The sequence below is a fragment of the Clostridium moniliforme genome (assembly GCF_017873235.1).
Classification (GTDB): domain Bacteria; phylum Bacillota; class Clostridia; order Clostridiales; family Clostridiaceae; genus Clostridium; species Clostridium moniliforme.
In genome coordinates this window covers 47,571-63,987 of sequence record NZ_JAGGJZ010000006.1, presented here as the reverse complement: position 1 = coordinate 63,987, position 16,417 = coordinate 47,571, and the positions used below count along the sequence as shown (strand labels likewise).

Below are 16,417 nucleotides of genomic sequence, written 5' to 3'. Positions count from 1 at the left end.
TATTTTAATGATCTTTTTAGATTTAGGTGCGTCCTTTTTTAGGATAGCACCTTTTATACCTATTATTAATAATAAAAAATTTAATTAACATACATAATATGATTAATAATTATAGCTGCTAGATATTTGAGTTTTAGCAGTAATTAATAATAAATTTGGTATTCATTTTGAAGGGAGAGATTTTAATTGGAAAAGAAAAAATTTAAGGCGGAGTCTAAAAGGGTACTAGACCTTATGATTAATTCAATTTATACAAATAGGGAGATTTTCTTAAGAGAACTTATTTCTAATGCTAGTGATGCAATAGATAAAATATATTATAAAGCTTTATCAGATGATTCTTTAAGTTTTGATAAAGATAATTATTTTATAAAAATAGTTTTTGATAAGGATAACAGAACATTAAAAATTTGTGATACTGGTATAGGAATGACAAAGGAAGAACTTGAAAATAACCTTGGTATAATAGCACAAAGTGGATCTTTACAATTTAAAAAAGATAATGAATCAAAGGACGAACATGATATAATTGGTCAATTTGGTGTTGGATTTTATTCAGCTTTTTTAGTTGCAGATAAAGTTACTGTTATAAGTAAAGCACTTGGAAGTAATGAAGCTTATAAATGGGAATCAGAAGGAGCAGATGGATATACTATTGAACCTTGTGAAAAGGATTCTGTAGGTACAGAAATTATCCTTAAAATAAAAGAAAATACTGAAGAAGAAGATTATGATCAATATTTAGAAGAATATAAATTAAGAGCAATGATTAAAAAATACTCTGATTTTATTAGATATCCAATAAAAATGGAAGTAACAAAAACAAGAGTAAAAGAAGATAGCAAGGATAAAGAAGAAAAAGATAAAGAAGAAAAAGATAAAGAATATGAAGAGTATAAAGAAGAAGAAGTTATAAATAGTATGACTCCTATATGGAAAAAGAATAAAAGTGAGCTTACAGATGAGGATTACAACAATTTCTATCAAGAAAAACATTTTGGATTTGATAAGCCATTAAAACATGTTCATATAAGTGTTGATGGAGTTGTAAGTTATAATGCTATATTATATATTCCTGAAAGAATGCCATATGATTTCTATACTAAAGAATATGAAAAAGGTTTAGAGTTATATTCAAATGGCGTTTTAATTATGGAAAAGTGTAGTGATTTACTTCCAGATTATTTTGGATTTGTTAAAGGGGTAGTTGATTCTCCAGATTTATCACTTAACATATCAAGAGAAATTCTTCAACATGATAGACAATTAAGACGTATTGCTAAAAATATAAAAAATAAAATCAAAAACGAATTAAAAAATATGCTTAAAAATGATAGAGAAACTTATGAAAAGTTCTATGAAGCCTTTGGTAGACAATTAAAATATGGAGTTTATAGTGATTTTGGAGTTAATAAAGAAGACTTACAAGATTTATTAATGTTCTATTCATCAAAGGAAAAGAAAATGGTAACTTTAGATGAATATGTTGATAGAATGAAAGAAGATCAAAAATATATTTATTATGCTGTTGGAGAATCAATAGATAGAATAGAAAAGCTTCCACAAACAGAACTTGTTTTAGATAAAGGATATGAAATATTATACTTTACAGAAGATGTAGATGAGTTTGCTATAAAAGTTATGATGTCTTATAAAGAAAAGGAATTTAAATCAGTATCTAGCAGTGATTTAGGTATAGAAAATGATGAAAATAAAGAAGAATCAGAAAGTGATGTTAAAGAGAATAAAGAAATTTTTGATGCTATGAAGGAAGTTTTAAAAGATAAAATTAAGGAAGTTAAGGCATCAAAGAGATTAAAAAATCATCCAGTATGCTTATCAAATGGTGGAGATATAACTATCGAAATGGAAAAGATATTAAATGCTATGCCTAATAATGAAAAAATAAAGGCAGATAAGATTCTAGAAATAAATATAAATCATGATGTATTTAAGGCACTAAAAGAATCTTATGAAAATGATAAGGATAAATTTAATTTATATACAAGTTTATTATATAATGAAGCATTACTTATAGAAGGATTAACTATAAGTGATCCTGTAGAATTTACAAATGATATATGTAAGTTAATGAAATAAAAAGAATTTTATATATTATTAAAGTATCTTGAGAATTTCTTTAAAAGGTTTGAAATTTGGAGTACTTTATATTTATTAAAGATATAAAGTAAAGTTATTGATAATTAATAACTAAAAAATAAATAAATTTAAGGACAGCTAATCATTAGCTGTCCTTAAATTTTAGTTCAATAAAGAATACTAATAAAAAATATATTAAATTAAAATAATGTACATTCTAATTAGCTAAAAAGTTAATAAATTTCTCCTATAATAGTTATAAATGTTTTAATAGAAATTAAATAGTATAGCTTAGGAGATGATAGTGTGGAAGATGTACATGAAGACTTAAGCGAAAATAAAAAATTTAAAATATTAATGTGTACAGTAGCTATGACATTTATGACGTGCTTAGATAGTAGTATTGTAAATGTTGCATTACCTTTAATAGCTTATGATTTACATTCTACTATGGCAGGAGTTCAATGGATTGTTACTAGCTATTTAATTACAATTGCAGTTTTAATATTATTATGTGGAAGAATTGGAGATATAAAAGGAAAGTGCAAAGTATTTAAAATAGGTGTTTTGATATTTACAATTGGATCTATTTTAAGTGGATTATCAAAGTCATTACCATTGCTTATATGTTCAAGAGTAATTCAAGGAACAGGAGCTTCTTGCACTATGGCAGTTGGTATGGGCATAATAAGCAAAACATATTCAAATAATGGAAGAGCAAAGGCTATGGGAATATCTTCTAGTGCAGTTGCATTAGGAACAATGATTGGACCAGCACTTGGTGGTATGATTGCAGCAATAAGATGGGATCTTATATTTTGGATTAATGTACCAATAGGAATAATAGCCTTTATAAGTTCAACAAAGGTTTTACCTAAAAATGACAATAGCACTGATGAAAAAATAGACTTTAGAGGAACTATAGTTTTTGCAGTATTTATAGTTTCACTTATATTATCAGTAACAGAAGGTGAGTTTTTAGGATATACAAATAAAATAATTTTACTTGGATTTTTGATTTCAATTTTATCGTTTTTAGTATTTATATATCTTCAAAAGACAGTTAAATCTCCAGTTTTAGATTTAACTTTATTCAAAAATAAATTATTTATAATAAGTGTAGGTTGTGGCTTTTTTACTTTTGTTGCAGTAAGTTGTCAAACAATATTATTACCATTTTATCTACAAGATTCATTAAATATAAGTCCTTTCTATTCAGGATTATTTCTTATAATATATCCCCTAGTATTAGGTATTACTTCACCAATAAGTGGAGATTTAGCTGATAAATTAAATCCAGAATTAATATCAACAATAGGAACTATATTTTTAGCTTTAGGATTTTTACTTATGGGAATAATAAATGAAGGTACACCTCTTTGGTATGTAGGTGTTTATAATGCAATTATGGGGATTGGAAATGGTATGTTTAAATCTTCAAATAATTCACTTGTTATGGCAAGGATACCAAAAGAAAAACTTGGGATTGCAGGTAGCGTAAATTCATTATTTAGAAATGTAGGAATGACTTTTGGATTTACATTAGCAACAACTCTTTTATATGACAGAATGAGTAAAATGTTAGGATATAAAGTTTCAAATTATATAGTTGGAAAAAATTATGTATTTATTTCAGCTATGACTTCTGTATTTAAAGTAGCAGCAATTATGTGTTTTATATCAGTAATTTTAAGTATTATAAGATATAAAAAATATAAAAATAATCAGCTTTAGATTTTAAAGCTGATTATTTTTTTATGTTATAAAATCCATTTAAATCTTCAATTTCATCAGGCCATTTTATATTATCTAATACCCAGTGATTTTCATTTCTTTTAAATTTCCAAAATTGTTCGTACTTTGTACTTTTCCATCTGTTACCTTCAATAATTTCATTTGTTTTTTCATTTATTGTATAATCTATCATTGAACATTTTATATTAACCCAAAGCATATCTTTAAGATCATTTTCTGAATCTAGTGCACCAACTGGAGTAATACTTAATAGTTTAATATCTTTTAATATATTTTTTTCTCCCCTAATTTTCATCCATTCTGTTTTGCATTTATGCAATTTATAAATATCATTACTCATATAATCTTTTGCTATATCTTGATCTCTTTCTGTCCAAGCTTCCTGTACAAGATAAAAAGCTCTTGTAATATCTTTTTCAAGATTGTCATAATCCCAACCAGAATCATTTTTTTTAAATTCACTTATAGCTGACAAACATTTATATTTTTTACTTTGTAATTTTGCCTTATATTTTAACCTTGCAATTCCACCACCGAATGTTAAAAAAGCAAATATTAAAAATAATATGTCTGATAGATTAAGTTTATTACTACTTTCATAACCACCACCATAATATCCTGAAGAGGTATATCTTATAGAACTACCTGGAAAGTTTGATTCACCATAATATGAGTGGCTACTGCTAGAAGAACTTGATGATGAACTACTATGACTGCTACTGCTACTACTGTGTCCTCCACCGCCGCCATGACCACCACCTGCTATAGCAAAGGCTGAAGTAGTTGGTAAAATAATTAAAGATAAAAATAATATGAATAGAAAGTTTGTTAAATGTCTTTTCAATATAGTTTTCCCCCTTATATTATTGGTTTATATTATATAACTTAAAAAAATTTAAGTTAAAGCTTTTTGAAATAATTAACAATTATTTCATATATAAAAAATATTTAATTTTAGATTGAATATTTATTTTAATTGTTCTATATTATATATAACAGATAGAATAATTTATTAATTAAAAAATAATTAATAAGGAGAGATAAATGTGTTTCTAGTATTAGAATTTGATAATGAAGTGCCAATATATCTTCAAATAAGAAATAAAATTATTGAAGGGATAGCAAAGAATGAAATAAAGGAAGGGGATAAACTTCCATCAGTAAGAGAATTAGCATCAGGAGTAGAAGTTAACCTTCACACTGTAAATAAAGCATATAATTTATTAAAGGAGGAGGGATTTGTAACTGTAGATAGAAGAAAGGGAGTTATAGTAAATATTAAAAGAGCAAAGGATGACATAGAGTTTAAAGAGAAATATAAAATAAAACTTAATGAAATAGCAGCAGATGGAACTGCAAAGGGTATGAATAGAGAAGAAATAATTTCTTTATTAAATAAAGTTTTAGATTGTTATGAAGGAGGTAAATAATAATGTTTGATATTAGTTATTTGATTATAATGTCTTTAGTAATTTTTATTCAATTTTATACAGCTACAATACTTTCTATAAGAGGGAAAAAACAATTACTATTAGGTTGTGTAGTAACAGAAGAAATGAAAAATAATGAGAAAATTAAAAAGTTATTGAAAAGATATGTTACAAGTAATTTTATGATTTCAATAATTGCAGAGATTGGGATTATATTAAGTTATTTTATTTTAAGTACACCAATAAGTATAGTTTCAATTTTCTTTGCAATATTTGGAACAATGATCTCCTTTGGAATTTATAATGAAAAACTTAAAGGAATAAAGAGAGAACTTGGGGGACTAAAGGATAAAAAACAAGTTGTTGTATATGAACTTGAAGATTATAAATATAATAAAAAAATATTATTTTCTTATTTAGTTATATCAATTCCAGCAATTTTAATAAATTTATATTTATGTATAACTAGGTACAGTATGCTACCAAACAAATTTCCAAGTAACTTTGATTTTAGGGGAAATATTATTGGATATTCTAATAAAAATTTCTTTACAGTATTTGGTGTTATTTTAAGTATGATTATATTAGTTTGTGTATTCATATTTGTTGATTATTTAATTCAAAAACAAAAGCTTAAGATAGACCCAAGAAATCCAGAAAAATCAAGGGAAGGAAACTTAAGATATAGGAATATTTTATCAAAGATGATGTTTTTTACTGGAACAATTAGTATAGCTATGCTAGTAATAGGAAATCTTCAAGTCCTTCAGATAATATCTATGAATAGTATTCTAACTGGAATTATAGGTATTCTTACAGTATTATTATTTATAATTCTTGTAATATTTATAATTAAAGCCTATAAAATAAGAAATGACTACAAAATAGAAAATAATGATGTAGTTTCAAAAGATGATGATGATAAATGGATATTTGGATTTATATATTACAATAAAGATGATCCACGTGTTAATGTTGAAAAAAGATTTGGTATTGGATATACAGCAAATGCAGCAACAAAAATAGGAATGGCAATATATATAATGATTGGAATAGTATTGATTGTAGCATTAGTTCTGGCTTTTACTCAAACTTAAATTAATATAAAGGAATTATATAAATAAAATTATTTGTATAATTCCTTTATTTTTTCTTGATAACTAAATATATTATTGTATAAATAAAAATTAGGAGCTATATTAAAATAACTTTTTAATAAAACTTGTAAACAGTATTAGAGAATATCTATTAGTTTTAGAAATATGATTTCAAGTTTTATTATTAAGTTTTGATATAACTCCTTTTAAATTTATCTATTTTTTAGAACATTTTCTATAAATTCTTCATTAGATATAGAAACTGGTTTATTTGCTCTTAAAAGTTCAATTTCATATTTGTAAGGTGGAACAGATTTTTTCTTTTCTCCTGGAATAGTAATGTAAGGAGTTTCTAAAATCTTTGAAACATTTAAGAAGTCTTTATGCCAAACAACATATCTTAAAGCTTCAAATCCAATATTACCAATACCAATATTTTCATGACGATCCTTTTTAGCTCCAGGAACATTTTTACTGTCATTTAAATGAAATACTGCAATTTTGTCTTTTCCAATAAGTTTGTCAAAGTTATTAATAACTCCATCAAAATCATTAATAATGTCATATCCACTATCACTAGTATGACAAGTATCAAAGCAAACTCTAAGTTTATCATTGTAAGTTACACCATCAAAAATTCTAGCAATTTCTTCAAAGGTTCTTCCAATTTCAGTACCTTTTCCAGCCATAGTTTCAAGGGATATATTACATTTAGTATCTTTAGTTAATACTTCATTAAGCCCCTTAATAATTTGATTAATTCCAGCATCTACACCAGCACCAACGTGAGCACCAGGGTGAAGGACTAAAGTTTTACTTCCCATAGCTTCAGTTCTTTCAAGTTCAAGTGCCAAAAATTCAACTGCAAGGTTAAAGGTTTCAGGTTTTACGGTATTTCCTAAATTTATAATATAAGGTGCATGAATAACTATATCATTAATTCCATGCTCCTTCATATAACTCCAGCCTTCATCTATTCTAAGTTCACTAATATCTTTACGTCTAGTATTTTGTGGAGCACCAGTATATACCATAAAAGTATTTGCTCCATAAGAAACGGCTTCTTTTGCTGAGCCTAGAAACATTTCTTTTCCACTCATTCCAACGTGGCATCCTAATTTTATCATACGATTTAATCCTTTCATATTAAAATAAAATTTATAAATATATTTTACTATTATTAATTATAATATTACAGTAAAAATTTTTAAAGAATACAAATTGTTATATAAAAGTGATTATAAAGGAAATAAAAAACTGTAGATAAATTTTTATAAATTTATCTACAGATTCTTCAGTTATTTAAACTATTTTTAGGCTATTTTATTTTCTATTTTTTTAGAAAGTAATTGAGATTTTTTCAATTCTTCTGCAACATAATTAGTTAAATCTACAACTCTAGCAGAATATCCCCATTCATTGTCATACCATGCAGCAATTTTAATCATATTTCCATCAATGACCATAGTTGAAAGAGAATCTACTATAGTAGATCTGTCGTCGCCTTTATAGTCTACAGAAACAAGAGGTTCTTCAGAATATCCTAATATTCCTTTTAATTCATTTTTTGATGCATCTTCAAAAGCTTTATTTATTTCTTCTTTTGTAACTGTTTTATTAATTTCACAAACTAAATCTGTAATAGATACAGTTGGAGTTGGAACTCTTAATGCAAAACCATTTAATTTACCTTTAAGATTTGGTAAAACTTTTGCTACAGCTTTTGCAGCACCAGTAGTAGTAGGTATTATTGATTCACCAGCAGCTCTAGCTCTTCTTAAATCTTTATGAGTTTTATCTAATATTTTTTGGTCATTAGTATATGAATGAATAGTTGTAATTAATCCTTTTTTTATTCCAAACCTTTCATCAATAACTTTAACTACTGGAGCTAAACAGTTAGTTGTACATGAAGCATTAGAAATTATATTATGATTACTATTATCATAATTATTTTCATTAACACCCATAACTATTGTTATATCATCAGCACCTTCTTTAGCTGGTGCTGTTAAAATAACTTTTTTTGCTCCAGAATTTATGTGTTCATTAAGTTCAGCTCTTGTTTTAAATTTACCTGTAGATTCAATAACTATATCTACACCAAGTTTATTCCAAGGGATGTCTTTAGGTTCATTTTTATGTAAAATCTTTATTTCTTTATTATTTATAATTATACTATCTTGTTTAACCTTTACATCACCATTAAATCTTCCAAAACAAGAATCGTATTTAAAAAGATGAGCTAAAGTTTCTGAATTTGCTCTAGCATTTATAGCAACTATTTCAATGTTATCACTTAATGTTTCTTGAGCAATTCTAAGAACAGTTCTTCCTATTCTTCCAAAACCATTAATACCTACTTTTATTTTCATTTATGTACCACCTCATTTTAATAATATATAGTATACTTTATATAAATGTAATATAGTATACTATTTTTAGAAAATATCATATATTATTTATAATACTTTATGATAAAAATGTCAAATAATATATATTAAATCATATATAGTATACTTTATATTATGAAAAATTTATTTTTCATATATAAAAGGCACAATAATATAAAATTATTTATATTATTGTGCCTTTAATTATATTTATTATTTTTAGAAGAGGCTAATTTTGTTTTTCTTCATCCTTTTTGCTAAATGATCTATTATATTTTTTAGTAAATAAAACTAATAATAGTATCATAGCAATTGTGTAAAGTACACCAGCTATATAATAAGCCTTTGAGTAACCTGAATTGTTCACTAATAAAGAATTTTTAGTATATATTCCTGCAAATATTCCAACTATTGAATTTACAAGAAGAAGAAGTGAACTAAAAGTTGGTTTTAAGTTTTTAGGTACAAATGTAAGAGGTAATGATTGTTGTATTGGATTTGAAGCATTTGCAAATCCTGATCTTAAGAATAATATTGCACCAATTATCAAAGCTACATTAGAAGTAAACATTGCACCATTTGCCATTAATAGCATTAGAGGAACACAACCTAAAAGTGTAATAACAATAGTAACTATAGAACCTAATTTTTTTTCTAAATAAGGTGCTACTAAGAATCCTAAAACCATAGCTATTGTTTGTAATGTGATTATTGTAGATACAGTTCCTCTACTAATGTGTAGGAAGTTATTTAAGTAAATAGGGAAGTATGGTGTTACAAGTAAAGCACCAAATCTTATTATACTAAATATTACAATCCACATTATTATATATTTATTGAAGAATATTTTAATATCAAATTTATTACTAGCTTTTCTTTCTTTAAGTTCTTCTTCTGTTTCTCTATAATCTTCAACTTTTTCTTTCAAGAAAAATAAGCAAATTAAAGCTAATAAAGTAAATATAATTGCAATCCATAAAACAAATGTATAAGATGATGTATATGCATTTAATTGAAAAGAATTCATCTCATTTTGATGTTCTGATAAAATAGCTGCATTATCATAACTTAAATCTAATAATTTACTAAATTTCCAAACAACAATTTTACCATCAAAAAATGTTAAAAGAGATTGGCTGATTAAATTAGCATACATAACTTTTGAGAACATAGAAACTCTTTTATCACTAGGAGTATAAGAAGTAAACATAAGTGGATAAATAAAATCAAATAGTGCAGCCCCTATAGTAACTAATATATTTGCAATCATAATAATTATAGTATTTCTAGAATATATGCAAGATAATAGTGCTATTATTAGAATTATAGGTGCAGATAGAATTACTTTTTTATAACCAAGTTTATGAATTAATAAAAGAATTCCTGCAATTATAAGAGTAGCAATTGAAGTATATGTTGGAAGAGCTTTAACAACATCTGGTACAGTTAGGTTTAAGTAAGAAATAAATGCATCGTTTGTTATACCTGTTACAGCCCCCATAAAAATATAACTAAGTATAAAAATTACACAATTATACTTCCAACGTTTATCCCAAGTAGGATCATTACTCGTAAAAAAATCAATTAAGTTCCCATTAGATGAAGAACTTAAATTTTTTTCACTTGATGATTTCTTTGAGTTTTTAATATTATTCATAAGTATTCCTCCCTTGTATGTATAAGAACCAAATTATATTAATAATTTTTTATGTTTTTAATATCATTAATAAGTATTCATCCTTCTTTTTCTGTTAAGAATTAAGTTAATACATGCGAGAGTCAAAAGATAAATTAAGAAGGTTAATTATTATATAAATTAATTTTACAACAAAAATTAAACGTTATCATAAATTTAGGATAACGTTTAAAATTATTTAAAATTGATAATAAAATAAAAATATTGTTTACTAAAAATATAAATTTATAAAAAAGAGAACCTTATTAAGAATGCATAATTTAAAATGTATTACTTAATAAAGTTCCCATATATACTAAATTAATTGTAAATTAATTAGTCTCTTCATTAGTAGGTTTTTTAATACCTAAAGTTAAACATAATAATAGTAATGCAATTACGGCACCAACTATTATAAACATGAAAGCTCCATTCCATCCAAAGTGATCTGCTATAAATCCTATAACTAAGTCAGCCATAAGTTCACCTAGAAGGTATGCACAAAGACCTGATAGACCAACAGCAGAACCAACAGCAAAGTTTGGAACAATATCAATTAAGCTCATACCAATTAATAATTGTGGTCCATATATGAAACAACCTATTACAGCAACTGAAACCATAGTTACCATATAACTTGCAGTTGTCCAATAAGCAATTACTGCAAATATAACACCAATCATACATATTATACTAAGTGGAGCACGCTTACCTTTAAATAAAACATCTGAAAGCCATCCAAGTAATATAGAAGCTGGAATTGCAGCATATTCAAATAAGAACATTGCCCAGTTTGAGTCAGCAACTGAGAATCCTTTATCTTGTTGAAGATATATTGGAATCCAGTTAACAACACCTTGTCTTATTAAATATACGAATATATTAGCTAAGCATAGGTACCAAACATATTTATTTTTTAAAACATATTTTACTATTATTTCTTTTGAAGTTAAGTTTACTGGTTCATCAACTTTAACTTCTGGATAATCATTTCTATATTCTTCAATTGGAGGTAATCCAACTGATTCAGGAGTATCTGCTCCTATAATAAACACAAAAATAGCAATTACAATACAAATAGCAGCTGGTAAGAAGAATATACTTTGAAAGTTATTTGATCCAAACATAATTAATGCTAAAGTAGCTATAGGAGCTATAAGTCCACCACCAACATTATGTGATGTATTCCATATTCCCATTTTTAGTCCTCTTTCATTTTGTGAGAACCATTTTCCGATTATTATAGAACATGGTGGGGCACCCATTGCTTGGAATAATCCGTTAATAATCATAAGTATTAAGAAAAGCCAAACTCCAGTTGTAAATCCCATAAAAATACTAATTATTGAAGATGCTAAAAGTCCAAATCCTAAGAAATATTTAACGTTTGATCTATCAGCTAAACTTCCTAAAACAAACTTACCTAAACCATAAGCTACAGCAAGTCCAGTACTTATTAAACCAATATCTGTTTTAGTAAAGTGATAATTATTAATTAAAAATGGTGATGCTATTGCAAAGTTTTTTCTTACTAAGTAATACCCTGCATAACCAACAAACATCATAAGAAACATACGAGTACGATAAGCCCTGTAGGCTGAAGGTATTTTATCTTTTGGCAGCCTTTCAATAGCAGGTGCCGGTTTAAAAAAATTAAACATCCTAAGTCCTCCTAAAATACAAATATATCTGATTACGTTTTCTATAATTTTTTTACATTAATATAATAAAATAATTAATATACAAGAAAATCTCCGAAGTGTTTCATAAATGTAACATTTCAGAGATTTTAAAATATTTTGTATTTTTTAATTTTAGTTATTATTGAAAATATTCATAATATTATTTCTTTCTAAAGCTGCTTTTTTAAAACTATATCCCTCATATATGTTTTGAGTAATATCATTAGTTTTTTTTGTTGATATAGCTTTAGAAACTACAGAAAGATTATTTGCCGTATTATCAGAAAGTATAAAATCTATAAAAGCTTCAGCTACTTTTTTATTTGAGCAATTATTAATTTCAGCTATAGAATCTACATTCCAGCCAGTATTTTTAGGTGTAATACTCATAATGTTAGGATTAGATTTTTTATAAATAAGCTGATCTCCTAAGAAATCTACTGTAACAGCATATTCTCCAGATGAAACTCTTTGAATTGAATTAAATCCACTAACAGTATAAGATGATATATTATTTTTCAATTTTTTTATAAAGTCTTTATATCCAGATTTTCCTAATTGTTGATAAAGACAAGCTAAAAATGTATATCCAGTACCAGAAGTTTCTGGATTTGGCATTATTATTTTTCCTTTATATTCAGGTGATAGCAAGTCTTCAAAACTCTCAGGTAGCTTAATTCTTTTTGAAGCAAAATGTTTATTCCAGATAGACTTATTAATACCTATAGCTAATGTATCTAATTGAAAACCTGTCCAATAACCTTGAGAATCTTTATATTTTGATGGAATATCATAGGAATTAGGTGATTTATATTTAGCTAAGGCATTTTTGGATTTTAGAAGTTCATAAGCATCACAAGTACCTCCTATAAATATATCTCCATTTGGACTATTTTTTTCGTCTAATATTCTTTTAACAGCTTCTTCGGTAGGAAGCTTTATATACTCATAAGTACATCCAGTTTCTTTTTTAAATTTTTCTAATAAACTCTTTGCTTCTTCTTCTCTTAAAGCAACATAAACTGTTAGATGTTTACCTTTAAGATTTGGGTATTCAGTCCCTTTCTTTCTAGGAGATAAATAATAAATTAATGGTATTAAAATAATAATTAAAATACCAAGTATAAATGTTTTTTTATGTAAAACTATTTTCATTAAGATCACCTTTTATATAAATATTTTTACCATTTTCATCTCCTAAGTATTGAAGAACTAAATAATTTTTATAAACAATAAGATATATTGTATTATTTGCTATGGAATTATTATTGCCATCAATAAAAATATTAAAAACAAATTTAGGATTCTCATTTAAATTAATATTTAAAAAATCCTTGTTATCTTCCATAGTTTTAAAGTTTTTCAAAGAAGATAATAATTTTTCTTTTTCTTTTTTATTTAAAGTATGAGATTTATGGTTTTTTATACAAACTATTTTTGAATTTGAATTATTAATTATCTTTAATACATGGTGATAATTATATAAACAATTAAATAGTGTATTTCTTAACGTATTAATATAGTATGAATTGTTGTAATAAGTTTTATTTTTTAGTGTTAAAGCATTATTTACAGTAAAATTTTCTGTATTACCATTTGAATAATAGATTTTACCAGAAAGAGTTACAACATTATCATTTTTTATAGGTTTATTATTTTTTGAGCTAGATGAAGATATATTAGAGAAATATCTTAATATATCATTCATTAATAAGTTGTTATTAATTTTTACATCACCTAAATATTTATTATGAATTAATATTTTACTTGGCACTTTAATCGTAAAAGAATTTTTTGTAGATTCAAAATTATCAATAACTTTTAAATTATTATATACAATTCTTGTAGAGTAAAAGTAAAATATTAAACATGAAATTATAAATATAAAATATAATAGTAATATATTCTTTAAATTCTTACTCATAAAAAGTTCCTTTCAAGATTATATATATTATTCTTTTTGTTTAAAGAAAGTAATTTTTATAGTAGTACCTTCATCCAATGTACTTTGAATTTTAAAATCTCCATTTTGGCTAGCCAGTATATTTTTACATATGTTTAGACCTAATCCATTTCCCTGTGTACTTTTTATATTTGAAGTGTCAAATCCAATACCATCATCAGAAATAGAAATTTCTATTCTGTCTCCATAAACTTTTGATACAATTTCTATATTTTCACATCCACTATATTTTATAGCATTATCAATAACATTTATAAAGATTTGCTTTGTTTTATCATAATCACCATAGATAAATATATTATCGTATTTTTTTATTACTTTTATATGATAGTTATAAAGTTTTATATGTAATATATTTAAACATTCATCAATTAAATCTTTAAGGTTTATATAAGTAGCATAAATTGCAAAGTTTTCGTTATTAGATTTTGCCAAAATTAAAATTTCATCTACTAATGTTAATAATCGACGTCCTTCTTTTTCAATTAAAGAAGAACTTTTTATTATTTTTTCTTCATCCTTTAATTGTGGAATTATTTCAGAAAAGCCGATTATTGCAGTAAGAGGAGTTTTAAATTCATGAGATATATTATCAAAGAATTTTTTTTGCTTAACCTTAGCTTCCTTAAGTTCACTTATATATTTTTCAATATTTTCACTCATTAAATTAAAAGTATTTGCTAAATCTTCAATTTCATCACCACTATTAATTTGAACCTTTTCACCAAAATTTCCTTTAGAAATTTTCTTTGATTTTTCTTTTAGTGTTAAAATTGGGGTTACAATTTCTTTTGAAAAGGCAAGTATTAAAATTACTCCTATGAAAATAGCAATAATTCCAACAATTATCATTATAGTTAAGGTATTATTTAATATTGAAACAGAAGAGGAATTTTTTAATATTAATCTAAAAACTCCACAGTTAGTATTATTATAAAATACAGGAGTTGATAAAAATATATAAGGAACACCATCTATTTTTTTTATAATGTAAGATTGAGAACCATCAAGGGCTTTATCAATATCTTTGTTGTATAAACTAATCTGATTTTTGTCTGAATCATAGGTTATTTGACCTGAATTACTTATTGTTTGAACTCTAATATTAAACCTATTACTTAAATTAGTTGCAATAAATGGAGAGATAGATTTGAAAACTTCTTCCTTGTTAGGATTTTTATTAGCTTCTAGTAAGTTTTCAATATATCCTCCCATAGTGTTACTTTCTTTTAGTAGATATTCAAGAGAGTTATCTAATAAGTTTTTAGAAAGAGTATTAAAATTAACAATATATATAAAGGTTATAATTGGAACTAAAATAGCTATATATGTTAATATGATTTTCTGTTTAAGGGTTAATTTAATTTTCAACATCTATTTTGTATCCTGCTTTATAAAGAGTTTTTATATAACCTTGACAAGGACCTAGTTTTTTTCTAAGTCTTTGAACTAATATATCAACTGCTCTAGTAGTTCCTTGAAAATCATATCCCCAAACTTTATTTAGAAGTTCCTCTCTACTAAAAACTCTGCTTTTATTTTTGCATAAGCATTTTAAAACTTCAAATTCTTTAAATGTTAAATCTATGTATTTTGAGTCTACTAAAACTTTTCTTTCATTAATTAATATTTTTATTTTACCTAATGAAATAGAGTTATTTGAATTTTCATTATGTTTATTAATTCTTTTTGAAATTACTTTAATTCTAAGAAGTAGTTCAGTACTATTAAATGGTTTAGTTATATAATCTTCAGCACCTAATTGAAGTCCTAAAAGTTTATCATTAATATCGCCTTTAGCTGTAAGCATTACAATTGGTATATCTGAAATAAGTTTAATTTTATTTATAAGTTCAAATCCACTAATATCAGGTAACATTGCATCCAAAATTATTATATCAGGTTTTTCTTTTATAATTGATTCTATAGCATCATTTCCGCAAGTTGCAGTATTTACTTTGTAATTGTGAAGTTCTAGATTCATTTTTATAAGTTGTAATATGCTTATTTCATCGTCAACTACTAAAATATTCAAATCTTTCTCTCCTTTTAAAATTAATTTGTTGTTTAAATTACTAAATCATTATACAGAAATTGATTTGTTTTTACAATTGACTAATAAATTAAAAAACTAATAAAATGTTAATAAAAATATAAAAAATTTAATTTATATTATAAAAATAAAAAAATATATATAATTGTTCAAAAATAATGGTAAAAATTAAAAAAATAGTATAAAATAGAAAAATATGAATATGGACATATATTTAATATTTTAGATATAGTTTTAACTATATTGTAATATTTAACTAATGCTTTTGT

13 protein-coding genes are annotated in these 16,417 nt (G+C 24.9%); 4 read left to right on the top strand and 9 right to left on the bottom strand.

From position 1 onward, the window contains the following. The first annotated feature begins 186 nt into the window (after window positions 1–186). Window positions 187–2,100, top strand: a complete 1,914-nt coding sequence (gene htpG, locus J2Z53_RS09625; protein WP_209797281.1) for a molecular chaperone HtpG — start codon at window positions 187–189, stop codon at window positions 2,098–2,100. A gap of 306 nt (window positions 2,101–2,406) precedes the next feature. Beyond that, window positions 2,407–3,834: an MFS transporter gene (locus tag J2Z53_RS09620; RefSeq protein ID WP_327786718.1), complete on the top strand. Its 1,428-nt coding sequence runs from the start codon at window positions 2,407–2,409 to the stop codon at window positions 3,832–3,834. 13 nt (window positions 3,835–3,847) lie between these two features. On the opposite strand, the gene J2Z53_RS09615 is transcribed toward J2Z53_RS09620, so the two are convergent. Further along, on the bottom strand, window positions 3,848–4,699 hold the full coding sequence (locus J2Z53_RS09615) for a Tim44 domain-containing protein (protein ID WP_209797280.1): 852 nt from the start codon (window positions 4,697–4,699) through the stop codon (window positions 3,848–3,850). A gap of 202 nt (window positions 4,700–4,901) precedes the next feature. Between J2Z53_RS09615 and J2Z53_RS09610 the strand changes: the two genes are divergently transcribed. Next, complete coding sequence (locus J2Z53_RS09610; RefSeq protein WP_209797279.1) at window positions 4,902–5,285, top strand: GntR family transcriptional regulator; 384 nt, start codon at window positions 4,902–4,904, stop codon at window positions 5,283–5,285. Window positions 5,286–5,287: 2 nt separating this feature from the next. After that, complete coding sequence (locus J2Z53_RS09605; RefSeq protein WP_209797278.1) at window positions 5,288–6,382, top strand: DUF5808 domain-containing protein; 1,095 nt, start codon at window positions 5,288–5,290, stop codon at window positions 6,380–6,382. Window positions 6,383–6,594: 212 nt separating this feature from the next. On the opposite strand, the gene J2Z53_RS09600 is transcribed toward J2Z53_RS09605, so the two are convergent. The 8 genes from J2Z53_RS09600 to J2Z53_RS09565 form a co-directional block, all read right to left on the bottom strand. Further along, entirely contained in the window at window positions 6,595–7,527 is a 933-nt protein-coding gene (locus J2Z53_RS09600; protein WP_456237041.1) for a deoxyribonuclease IV, read from the bottom strand. Between the two features lie 168 nt (window positions 7,528–7,695). Beyond that, window positions 7,696–8,757: a type I glyceraldehyde-3-phosphate dehydrogenase gene (gene gap / locus J2Z53_RS09595; protein ID WP_209797277.1), complete on the bottom strand. Its 1,062-nt coding sequence runs from the start codon at window positions 8,755–8,757 to the stop codon at window positions 7,696–7,698. A gap of 247 nt (window positions 8,758–9,004) precedes the next feature. Next, entirely contained in the window at window positions 9,005–10,432 is a 1,428-nt protein-coding gene (locus J2Z53_RS09590) for an MFS transporter (RefSeq protein WP_209797276.1), read from the bottom strand. 350 nt (window positions 10,433–10,782) lie between these two features. Beyond that, window positions 10,783–12,111 (bottom strand): MFS transporter, encoded by a 1,329-nt coding sequence (gene pgtP, locus J2Z53_RS09585; protein WP_209797275.1) that lies wholly within the window; start codon window positions 12,109–12,111, stop codon window positions 10,783–10,785. A 153-nt stretch (window positions 12,112–12,264) separates the two neighbouring features. Beyond that, window positions 12,265–13,287, bottom strand: a complete 1,023-nt coding sequence (locus tag J2Z53_RS09580) for an ABC transporter substrate-binding protein (protein WP_209797274.1) — start codon at window positions 13,285–13,287, stop codon at window positions 12,265–12,267. Then, window positions 13,268–14,056: a DUF3919 family protein gene (locus tag J2Z53_RS09575; protein ID WP_209797273.1), complete on the bottom strand. Its 789-nt coding sequence runs from the start codon at window positions 14,054–14,056 to the stop codon at window positions 13,268–13,270. The genes J2Z53_RS09580 and J2Z53_RS09575 overlap by 20 nt, the downstream gene beginning before the upstream one ends. A gap of 27 nt (window positions 14,057–14,083) precedes the next feature. Further along, window positions 14,084–15,469: a HAMP domain-containing sensor histidine kinase gene (locus tag J2Z53_RS09570; protein WP_209797272.1), complete on the bottom strand. Its 1,386-nt coding sequence runs from the start codon at window positions 15,467–15,469 to the stop codon at window positions 14,084–14,086. Further along, entirely contained in the window at window positions 15,456–16,130 is a 675-nt protein-coding gene (locus J2Z53_RS09565; RefSeq protein ID WP_209797271.1) for a response regulator transcription factor, read from the bottom strand. Before J2Z53_RS09565 ends, J2Z53_RS09570 begins: the two co-directional genes overlap by 14 nt. Window positions 16,131–16,417 lie beyond the last annotated feature (287 nt).